The 7,953-nt window shown below is 53.3% G+C and carries 8 protein-coding genes; 2 read left to right on the plus strand and 6 right to left on the minus strand.

The window, feature by feature from the left end:
* Positions 1-20: 20 nt before the first annotated feature.
* The 5 genes from P304_RS15165 to nifE form a co-directional block, all read right to left on the minus strand.
* On the minus strand, positions 21-2,480 hold the full coding sequence (locus P304_RS15165) for a chemotaxis protein CheW (protein WP_027390493.1): 2,460 nt from the start codon (positions 2,478-2,480) through the stop codon (positions 21-23).
* Between the two features lie 22 nt (positions 2,481-2,502).
* Positions 2,503-2,928: a DUF269 domain-containing protein gene (locus tag P304_RS0110430; RefSeq protein WP_027390494.1), complete on the minus strand. Its 426-nt coding sequence runs from the start codon at positions 2,926-2,928 to the stop codon at positions 2,503-2,505.
* A 15-nt stretch (positions 2,929-2,943) separates the two neighbouring features.
* Positions 2,944-3,321, minus strand: coding sequence for a nitrogen fixation protein NifX (gene nifX, locus P304_RS0110435; protein WP_027390495.1), 378 nt, complete (start codon positions 3,319-3,321; stop codon positions 2,944-2,946).
* 119 nt (positions 3,322-3,440) lie between these two features.
* Positions 3,441-4,745, minus strand: coding sequence for a nitrogenase iron-molybdenum cofactor biosynthesis protein NifN (nifN, locus tag P304_RS15170; protein ID WP_051321603.1), 1,305 nt, complete (start codon positions 4,743-4,745; stop codon positions 3,441-3,443).
* Positions 4,742-6,112, minus strand: coding sequence for a nitrogenase iron-molybdenum cofactor biosynthesis protein NifE (gene nifE / locus P304_RS0110445; RefSeq protein WP_027390496.1), 1,371 nt, complete (start codon positions 6,110-6,112; stop codon positions 4,742-4,744). Before nifE ends, nifN begins: the two co-directional genes overlap by 4 nt.
* Before the next feature lie 442 nt (positions 6,113-6,554).
* On the opposite strand from nifE, the gene fdxB reads away from it, so the two are divergent.
* Both fdxB and P304_RS15175 read left to right on the plus strand, forming a co-directional pair.
* A complete protein-coding gene (gene fdxB / locus P304_RS0110450) occupies positions 6,555-6,824 on the plus strand; it encodes a ferredoxin III, nif-specific (RefSeq protein ID WP_051321604.1) in 270 nt (89 codons plus the stop codon).
* 12 nt (positions 6,825-6,836) lie between these two features.
* A complete protein-coding gene (locus P304_RS15175) occupies positions 6,837-7,112 on the plus strand; it encodes a nitrogen fixation protein NifZ (protein WP_034765225.1) in 276 nt (91 codons plus the stop codon).
* A 39-nt stretch (positions 7,113-7,151) separates the two neighbouring features.
* Here P304_RS15175 and P304_RS0110460 read toward each other — a convergent pair.
* The coding region (locus P304_RS0110460) for an IS256 family transposase (protein WP_027390498.1) at positions 7,152-7,953 on the minus strand (802 nt) is incomplete at its 5' end.

The raw sequence follows: 7,953 nt of genomic DNA on the forward strand, positions 1-7,953 counted from the left end.
AACATGGGAAAACATACATTTCACCCCTGCCGCGTTTTCACCCCAAACCGCTCATGGATCGCCTGCGGTGAGAGAATAAAGATAATCTCTTTGCCAACGGATACGGCTCCTTCTAAATAGCGCGACGCAATTTGCCCCGAATCGGGCGTTTTCGGCGCAACGGTATAAATGCCGTCAACCTCTTCGACTAAAAATCCGATCAGGGCGTTTTGCGGTGTGTGGGCAATGATGACATGCGCATGCCGTTCGCTCGGTTGTTTCTTGCAGAGTTTGCGAATGTCGATTACTGGCAGGCTGATATGGTCGTAGGCTATGTAGCCCACAAGTGGTTCATCCTCTTCGCGGTAGGGTTTGATGGTATCTGCCGCTGCAATATCCACCACATCGTCGATGCGCAGGGAGTAAAAATCGTCGTCAAGGTAGAACACAATCAGGCTGGTAAGTTGGTTTCCGTTCGTGCCACCACCGGCAATTTCCAGACGGCGGCGCGGTGGACGGAGGGCAATTTTGCGTGACAGGGGGATAAATGTCACGGCAATCACATCGTTCTCATAATCGCCGGTGGTTTTATATTCACGATACCCGAACGACGCTGTTGCGCCAACGGCATAGTAATAGCCGTTTCTCAGCAGGATAGAGGAAGTTGTCTCGCCGTGGCGCAACGCCAGAAAACTTTGGTCAAGGGTGACGGTATGGCCGACGGCGTATTGCTCCTCGTCGCTGGACGATGCGATAATTTTCCCTTGGCGGTCGCAAAAGAGGCTGAACGATCCGTCCCGTTTGGGCTGGGTGTCAATCAGGATTTGCTTGATTTCCACGGCGGAATCAAACACCAATCCAATCCCGCCGACAGGCGACCCTTTCGGATCGCGGATTGCGGCGTGGTAGGTATACGTGTGGCGGTTGTTGTACAGTGGCTCTTCGCGGAAGTCGGACACCACATAGCGGGCGGTGGATTTGAGTGCCAGCACTTTGCCCAGCAAGTCGGAAGAGATTTTCTTGCCGACACACGCGATGGTGTCACTGTGCAAGTTTGACGATGCCACAATCGTCCCTTTGGTGTCGTACACGAATATCCGTGTATAGACGGTGTAACTTTGGTTGATGGTGCTCAGGATGGATTCAAGCGTCCGACAGTTGGTTTCATCAAAAATGCGGTTGGCGAGAATTTCGCGGAACTCCGGCGTCAGCGCCCACCAGCGGCCATCATTGGCTCGTTCGTAGAGGTTGCGATCCATGATATCAATAGCAATGCGCGAACTGAATTCGGCATCAAGCATCAGCGACGAAATGATGGCGCGATACAAATCGCGAATCACGTCTTGAAAGACTTCGGCAGTTTTGCGCCCGTTATCGGTAATCAGATTAAGGATGGCGCCAAGGTATTGCGTGTCATTTTTTTCTTGTACTTGACCACGGAGCACAATGGAGCGCAAATCGTTATTGAGTCGGTCGGCGCGGCTGCCTACGTCGTCCAGCAAGGGAGAAAAGGAGGCGAGCGAACTGAGGATTTCCTGCGAGATGGCCGTGTTTTGCTGCTGAAAGGCAAGCGAAAGGGGAATCAGAATGTGGCCGAACCATCCCAGTCCTTTGTACCCTTGGTACGGTTTCGCGGGCGAGGTTTTGCAGATATACTGTGTCCCTTTGTAGAAGATAATTCGAAAAGGCTCGTCAACAGCCATTTCAACGATTTCTCCCAGTGGAACATGGCGATCGCTGCTGGCAATCACTGCCCCCTGTGTATCGAGCAAGAGTAGGATAGAGGTGCGCGAACGGTTTTGTAAGTTCTCAAAAATACTGGCCATTTCCCGCTCAAAGTCAAAAAAGAGAACAAGGATGCCAACGGGGATGCCGGCGCGGGATAGGATCGGTTTAGAATACGTTAACTGTGGGTTCTGTGGCTGAAGCGCGGTGGTTCCCAGCACTTCGTAAAACTCGTTGCTGGCTATGGTGGCGCGTGCGAGATCAGGATCGGCTTTTGCCATGTTGGTGTCGCGTTGGAGCGAAACCCGCAGGGTGCCATCGCAGCCAAGCAGCATGATGTCGTGATACACGGTGTATTTATCGCGATATTCCTGGAGTCGCTGCACAATCCGCTCGGTATGCTGCGCTCGTGGCTCATCCTGCTCCAGGAACGTGATCAGTTCATTATCGGTCGCCAGAAAGCTGACGTCCGCGGTTCGTTCGAACAGATTGCGGGTGATGAATTCGACAATCGTCTCGGTCTTCGCTTTCAGTTCGGCGGAAATTTTCGCTAGATTTTCCTGCATCAGGCTTTCCAGTAGGATACCCTTGAGTTCGGAAAAACCGTCGATGGTCGAGTGCATCAGCGCCAGTGTATTCATTTCCGTTTTGGGAGAAAGCACCGAATAAATATTGAAAATCCCGCCCCAGGAATCTTCGCTCCGTTCCAGCTTGCGCTCAGAATGACGGATTTGCCCCATCGCCTGCCGTATTTCAAAATCATCGAACGTATTCATAGAGTGATATCCTGTTATCTGTTCACGAACCTTCCGGTGTCGTTGCTTTGTGGAGCAACTGTAGTCCCTCTAAACACAAACTTTCTTGATCGGCAAAGCCAAATTTCTGCACATTGCGCACGCTTTTATTGAGCAACACGCGATTTCCGGCGTAAAGCAGTACGGTGCCAAACCCTTCGTGCGAAATATCCATACACACCATTACTGGTTCGCCGATGGTTTTTTCGGCAAGGTAGGCCACGGTTTCGTAGTAGCGTCGCAAAAACCAGAGCAACTGCTCCCCCGGTGGTGCGTGCAAATCGACTTTTTTCTTCTCTTCGCGGCTGCGCAACAGTGGACGGAGCAAGGTGGCATCGTCAAATTTTTTCCATGTATTGTAACTGTCATGCGCTCGTACTTTTGCCACGAGCGCTTGCCAAAAGATTGCTTGCGGGTCGTTGTTGCTCATGGTGTTACCCCCTTTTCAAGCAGAAGCGCTCGCCAGCATCGCTTTGCGCAACCACGGCGGCGGGCTCCCTGCAAGGGTTTTCTGGAGTGCTGCGAGTAAATTCTGAATCGACTGTGGCTCGCTCACTTTTACAGGATGTACGCGATGACGCACGACCACTGCCGCAGCGGGGCCGCCAATGGCGATAACGTAGATGATCGCGCAATCGCTGATGGCACTCGCACGATTTTCGGTCGATTCGCGGTGATCTCCATCGGCAGTGCGTGGCGCAAAGGTGCGGCTTTCGACAAACGAAAACCCAGTATCGTCAACGTCATACACGTCGATTCGTTCCGCTTGGCCAAAATGTTCGTCAACCAGAGTGCCGTCTTGGGTGCAGAATGCTACTTTCATGTTGGTCTCCTTATTTTGCTGTTCGGTTCTTGCCGCTCACTTCAAAGTTGCCATCACTGAAGCCGAGGGAGATAATTCCCCTCCCTTGGAGGGGTGCCCCGCAGGGGCGGGGTGGTTCTTCATTCCGTGCTCTTATGCGCCCGGTGCTCATGCTGTTCTAAAAAGATATTGCCAATCTCATACACCAGCCGCATCGCTCCGGCATACCCCACAAAGCATTGCTGATGCTGCCCCAGAAAATCCTTGACGGGATACCCGACGCGAATAACTGGTACGCCAAGTTTTTCGGCGGTTGGCACGCTGTTGGTGCTCCCGAACAGAAGGTCAGCTTCTGCGGCGAGCCGAGCGAGGTCGTCGTGATCGCCGACCAGCGCTCCCAGCGCCTGTCCCTGCGGTGTTGCGCGCGTGGTGACCACGGCCGCCAGCGCCATTCCCAGCTCGCTCATTAGGAATTGACCGAGCCCGCAGACGAGATCGGGTTCACCAGCCAGTGCGGCTTGCTTTTCGCCCCAGTAAAAATGACTGTCGAGCATGGCGTCGATTGCCAGTTGCCGCTCGTCAAGCAGCTCTGCGGGAATATCGCAACCGCTGATGGTGCGGGATAGGTCAATCAGTGCATCGGTAGAGCGCACACCAATCAGGCTTGGTAACAGATGGAACGGGGCAGAGGTTTTTTGCTGGAGCGCGCGCCCAACACTGGCGGTACTTTCGCCAATGCCAATAATCGCCCCATGCGCGCCAAGTGTTTTGATGTTGTCAAAGGTGATGCCGCCGCGTGGCAAGGTGGAGTAACGACTGTTGGAGCCACCCATCGCGGGAGCAATGTCGGGAAAGAGCTGGCAACGCAGCCCGAACGCACGGATGATTCGTTTGATCTGGCGCAGGTCGCCCGGTGTCAGGTTGACACTAGGAAGCACGACAACCGAATCGGTATTCAGCTCGCCGTGGTGCGGTTCGACGACTTGTTCAATGATTTGCGTCAGTGCTTGCGCGTAACCAAGCTCCATATCGCCAGCAAAATCGGGAACGGCCAGATGCACCAGTGCGGTTTCGGCGCATTCTGGCGCAATTTGGCGAAAGCGGAACAGGCCGCTTGGGATATCGTCACCGCGTGTTTCGCTGACCGCGGTTCCTACCACCGCGACCATTGCGGGGCGATGTTTTTGAATCACGGTTTTGAGCGCACTGTGGAGGTTGGTGTCGTCACCCATGATGGTGGCAATATCAGAGAGTGCTGAATTTTGCATGGGAATTACTTCGCGAAAATGCTGTGTCAGGAAGTTTTTGGCAAAGGCCGTACAACCCTGCGGGCCGTGGTGGAGTGGCAGGCAGCCATCGATCCCTTCCAGCGCGATGGTGGCGCCAAGGAGCGGACTTTTCTTGATCGGATTACTGAGGAGAACTTTTTCGCGGACGGCACTCATGAGCGCACCTCCCAGCAGGGCGCCGTTTTGGCAAGATCCCACACGGGCGAGGTGAGTGTGGCATGGAGTCGTCGGGCAAGTTCCACCTGTCCAGTGTAGCCAGCATACGCGAAGAGCCGCTCCTGATTGACATCGACGAAAGGGATTTTCCCTTTGATGGCGGTGTACAGGTTCCGTCCGCCAGCGAGAAGCATATCGGCGCCCTCGCGCTCGATGATATCCAGAATCGCCTTGCCATCCCCTTTTTCCATCAGGATTTTCTGTGTCCCTTCAAACTGCTGACGGATTCTGGCGATGTCGGCTTCCGTCGATTTGCGGGTGCTGGTGCCGATCACTTCCATCCCCAGTTCTTCGAGCTGCGCGACCATCGACCAGCTTTTGACGCCGCCGGAGTAGAGGAAAACCCGTTTCCCTGCAAGGGCAGGAAGGTAGGGTGCCAGTGCTTCGCGGGTGGCCGCTTCGTGACGGGCAATCGTCGCTTCGATCTGTTCCTGCACGCTGGCATCGCCCAGCAAGGTGCCGAAGGTACGCAACGCGGCCGCGGTCGCGCCGAAGCCGTAAAACGACCCTTCAAAGAACGGGATGCCGTACCGTTCGTGCATCTGTTCTGCCAGTTTGATGAGCGCTTGCGAACAGACCACCATTGATGCCCGTGCGCGGTGCGCCCACGTGAGTTCCTGAAAACTGGCATTGCCGGTCAGACGGCTCAGAAGGCGTATCCCTGATTCACGCAAAAGTGGTTCGATAGCTTCGAGTTCGCCTGCAATGTTGTATTCGCCAATTAAACAGATATCCGTAGCGGTGGTGTGTGCGGGTTCGCCGGTGCCGATGACATGTTGCAGCAGCGCTTCGCCCGCCAGTTTATTGCCGTAATTCTTACTGCCGACAAAGCCGGGGGAATCGACGGGAATCACCGGAATCCCGAGTTCTTGGCCCAGTTGCTTCGCCACGTGGGCAAGATCGTCGCCGATCATCGCGCCAACACAGGTGTTATAGAGAAACAGCGCTTTGGGTGTGTAACGGGCAACCAGTTCGCGCGCCGCTTGCATCAGCTTGGCTTCGCCCCCCATCACAATGTCGATCTCCTGCAAGTCGGTAGTAAATCCCAGACGGTGAAAGTCGCCGTAGTCGGACTTGGAGCCGCGATTGTTCCAATTCAGGGCAGTGCAGCCAATCGGCCCGTGAACCAGATGCGCGGCATCGGCAACGGGATACAAAACGACTTGAGCGCCATCAAAGGCACATCCACCAGAGGCGGCACCGGGAGTCGGTCGCGCGCAACGCGGACGGGCGCTCGCTACCGTGCCATTCTCCGGTGCATGGGAGCAGGATGGCGAGTTGATCAGGTGTTTCGGTAAAGCGGTCATACGAGGCCTCCGCAATGTTTCTATTTTTTATGGCTTTTTGAGCTACCACCCCGGCGCTTTGCGCCACCCCTCCAAAGGAGGGGAATTCTTTGCCTTCGAGGTTTATTCCCCACCAAGGAGGAGAATTCTTTGCCTTTGGGGTTTATTCCCCTCCTCTGGAGGGGTGCCCCGTAGGGGCGGGGTGGTCATTCCCTCTGCATTTCAGTTTTGCCACTCAATGAAGCAAAAGAATTGCCATATCGCCAATCTCCCTGAATAAAGGAGTTGGCGTAAAGCGCGCGTGTCAGTTGTCAGTTTTTCGGTGTCATACTGTCAGGCAATTGTCAGTAATACGACATAGCGTAAAAGTGTGTCGTTTGATAACCACCGAAAAATACTGGAGTTTGTTGGTTGGCACACGGATTGCTCTTACCACCGGTGAGACTCGTTTCAGGAGGAAGCTATGGAAGATTTGCAAACCACCAGCGTGCGCCGCGACGGGAGCCGCTGGAAACCAGAATTTATTGAGTCAATTGATCAGACAAAATGCTTAGGATGCGGTCGCTGCTATAAGGCATGCGCCCATAATGTGTTAACGCTGATAGAGTTGGAAGATGAGGATGACGACGACATGAACCGCAGCGTCATGACTATCGCCAGTAGTGGACAGTGCATCGGCTGCAAAGCATGCAGTAAGTCATGCCCGAAAAACTGCATTACGCACGCCGCCTGAAAGGAGCCTGTTATGTTTATTCGCAATCAAAAAGTTCGCGTCAGGAAAGATACAAAAAATGATGGAACCTGCTCTTCATGCCGTACTGGATGCGTAATTGCGAAAGCTGGCGAAGAGGGCTTTGTCCGTCGTGTTGGTGAATTTATGGGAGACGCCGTGGTAGAGGTACATTTCTTTGTCAATAATCGCTTAGTTGGCTTCCGCGAAAAAGAGCTTGAGCTTGTGGAAGACTTTAACCCCGATACGGGCGAGTGGGTGCCGGTGCCTTGCGCGGCCGCGCAAGGTTAACGGGGTCTGTCAATAATTTTGTGTAAGTAGCGGAAGACATCAATTTTGCATTGGCACCCTCCCCTCAAAGAAAATACAGAACTGATTAAGAGCCGCTTTCCAGTCTCTGATCGGCATTGTCCACTTCTTTGAAATATTGCGTAACGCCATATAAAAGAGCTTGAATATTGCTTCGTCGTCGGGAAATGCTCCACGGTTCTTGGTTACCTTGCGCAGCGAGTGGTTTAATGATTCAATGGCATTGGTGGTGTAGATTGCCTTTCTGATATCGGGCGGATAGTTGAAAAATGGGATTATTCGCTCCCAGTTGCGGCGCCATGATTGGCTGACCATTGGATGAGTGGCATCCCATTTTGTTTCAAATTGTTCAAGATTCCTCCGCGCCTGCTCTTCTGTTGGCGCGGCATAAATTTCTTTCAAGTCGGCGGCCATCTGTTTGCGCTCTTTCCATGCCACAAAATTCAAGCTATGTCTGACCATATGCACAATGCAGGTTTGCACTTGGGTGTTCGGATAAGCGGCTTCTATAGCTTCTGGGAACCCTTTTAAGCCGTCAACGCAAGCTATGAAAATATCCTTAACTCCACGGTTTTGTAGTCCGTTAAGAATACTAAGCCAGAACTTTGCCCCTTCATTTTCCGCGATCCACATGCCAAGAACTTCCTTTTGTCCCTCCATGGTGACAGCCAACGCGAGATACACTGCTTTGTTGATAATGTGTCCGCCTTGTCTCCCTTTCACCCTGATAGCATCCAGATAAACAATGGGGTAAACTTCATCAAGGGGACGGTTTTGCCATGATTTCACATCGTCAATCACAGCATCGGTTACTTGGGATATT

It is taken from the genome of Chrysiogenes arsenatis DSM 11915, from assembly GCF_000469585.1.
Taxonomy (GTDB): Bacteria; Chrysiogenota; Chrysiogenetes; order Chrysiogenales; family Chrysiogenaceae; genus Chrysiogenes; species Chrysiogenes arsenatis.